The 2,248-nt window shown below is 44.0% G+C and carries 2 protein-coding genes and 1 pseudogene; 1 reads left to right on the forward strand and 2 read right to left on the reverse strand.

Annotation, left to right across the window (positions count from 1 at the left end; genetic code table 11):
• Nucleotides 1–64 precede the first annotated feature (64 nt).
• Complete coding sequence (gene adiC, locus ABLA85_RS18075) at nucleotides 65–1,393, reverse strand: arginine/agmatine antiporter (protein ID WP_367965719.1); 1,329 nt, start codon at nucleotides 1,391–1,393, stop codon at nucleotides 65–67.
• Between the two features lie 3 nt (nucleotides 1,394–1,396).
• A pseudogene (locus ABLA85_RS18080) lies at nucleotides 1,397–2,032 on the reverse strand (arginine decarboxylase); the annotation flags it as partial.
• Nucleotides 2,033–2,069: 37 nt separating this feature from the next.
• Between ABLA85_RS18080 and ABLA85_RS18085 the strand changes: the two are divergent.
• Nucleotides 2,070–2,248, forward strand: a 179-nt coding sequence (locus tag ABLA85_RS18085; RefSeq protein WP_367965720.1) for a helix-turn-helix domain-containing protein, incomplete at its 3' end; no start/stop codon positions are given.

The raw sequence follows: 2,248 nt of genomic DNA on the forward strand, positions 1-2,248 counted from the left end.
ACTGGCTAAAGCCCCAATAAAAATGCGCTGAATATCAGCGCATTATAATAAGATAAAGATCGCATTAATCTTTTTTTTCTAACGGGAAAGGAGCCGGATGCATTGTGTTGTAGTTAAAGGTATACATGGCTGTTATAACCATCATTACCACCAGCGTCCAAACCACTTCTTCTGCACCTGTTCCCAATACGGCCCAAATGCAATAAATAAAGGCAATGAAGGTAATCACAATATAACGCGTTTTTTCCTGTCCAAAGTGACCATGACCAAGCAGCAGCAAGGCCGAACAAGTGTATAAATAAGGTATTAGGGTGAAAATCACTGATACGGATGAAACCAAGCTGAATTCTTTCGCCGCATCAGGAGAGATGCTACTGAACTGCACAATCGTCATCAAAACACCCAAAATTAATAATCCATTCACAGGCGTTCCGGCCTTGTTCACTTTGGCAAAAATTTTAGGGAATAAGCCATCATCTGCCGCAGCTTTTGCTGTCTGCCCGGCAAGCAATGTCCAACCGCCTAATGATCCTAAACATCCGGCTGCTGCACAAAATGCGACTATTGCACCGGCAGTATCGCCCAGTGCCAGACGTGCCGCATCACCAAACGGAGAAGATGAAACGACTAATGTCGCGTTGGGGATCATCCCCATAATGACGCTGCTGGACAACACATAACACACAGCAGCAATCAATACACCGCCAATAGTGGCAATCGGCACATTCCGCTTTGGATTTTTGACGACTCCCGCTGCAACTGAGGCACTTTCAACACCAATAAAAGACCATAACGTCACGTTTAAGGTGCCTTGAATGGCACTAAAAGTATCTAACCCACTGACATTCCAAGCATTCATATAGGTTGAGCCACTAAACCAGAACCAGCCAAATACAGCAACTGCTACAATCGGGATTAGGGCGAGTGTTGTAGCCACAGCCTGTACTCTGGTTATGACATGCGGGCCGATAATATTCAAAAACACAAAAATCCACAGTATCGCTATACAAGTGAATGTAGAAATGATTGGATCTTTTAGGATAGGGAAGAAATAACTGATGTAACCTACCCCAATCACGACCATAGCAATATTTCCAATCCAACAGGCCAGCCAGTAAAGTACGTTGGTCTGATAACCTAAAAATGGCCCAAAAGCTCGTCTGGCATAAGCATAAGAACCACCTGGGCTATCATCCAATGAAGACATCTTGGCATATACCATAGATAGCCCGACCGCACCAATGATGGTTACCAGCCATCCCAGGATAGCAATCCCTCCCGTTGCTGCCAGACTCGCCGGCAGCAGGAAAACCCCCGATCCCATGATGTTTCCCGCTACCATCAGCGTAACGGGGATTAAACCCACTTTTTTGGTGTCTGCAATCGTAGCCATAGTTTATTTTCCCTTACGCTTTATACACATGACGTGATAAATACCATCAATAATCTCCGTTCCTTCCGTTTCATGCTCAAAGCCTGGGAATTCTCGATCCCATTTTTGCAACGCATGCAAGTAGCCAATTTGCGGGCTATTTTTGTCACCGAAGTTTTCCCCTGACATTAACATGGGAATGCCGGGTGGATAAGGAATAATTGAGTTCGCCACAATGCGATGGGGAAGTTTATCGAGTGCCACCAATTCCACATTATTGCTCACAACCGCCTGATAAGCCGTTCGTGGTGTCATATTAACTTCAGGTAACGCCGCATAAGCCTGATTCAGTTTTTCACCCGGATTATTCTTATGTAAGTAAGCGAACATTTTATCGCCTAAATCTTTTACTCCTAACTTGCCATACACTTCTTGATGTTCGTTCACCAAATCAGGTAATACTTTACTCATAGGTGTATTCGCATCGTAATGATGTTTGAAAGACAGTAAGGTATTCAGCAAAGTCCCCCATTTCCCTTTGGTAATTCCCATTGAGAACAGGAACATGATTTGAAAATCAGTCGTGCGCGTCGGGACAATACCATGTTGACTTAACCATGCCGTCACTAACGCTGCCGGTACACCCTGTTTTATTAATTCGGTGTTCAAATACGAATAATTGTTGTATTATGGAAAGATGAAAAAAGATACTCGACAACTTCCTCCAGAGATACAGCAATATAATCGGCAATTGGTGATACGCATGTATCAGCAAGGGATCTCGCGGAATACCATCGCTGAAACATTAGGTATCAGCTACAACAGCATTTGTATTTGGATAAGAGCCTGGGAAAACAGCGGAGATGAAGCCTTGCT

It is taken from the genome of Xenorhabdus sp. SGI246 (assembly GCF_040838225.1).
In the GTDB taxonomy this organism is placed as follows: domain Bacteria; phylum Pseudomonadota; class Gammaproteobacteria; order Enterobacterales; family Enterobacteriaceae; genus Xenorhabdus; species Xenorhabdus indica.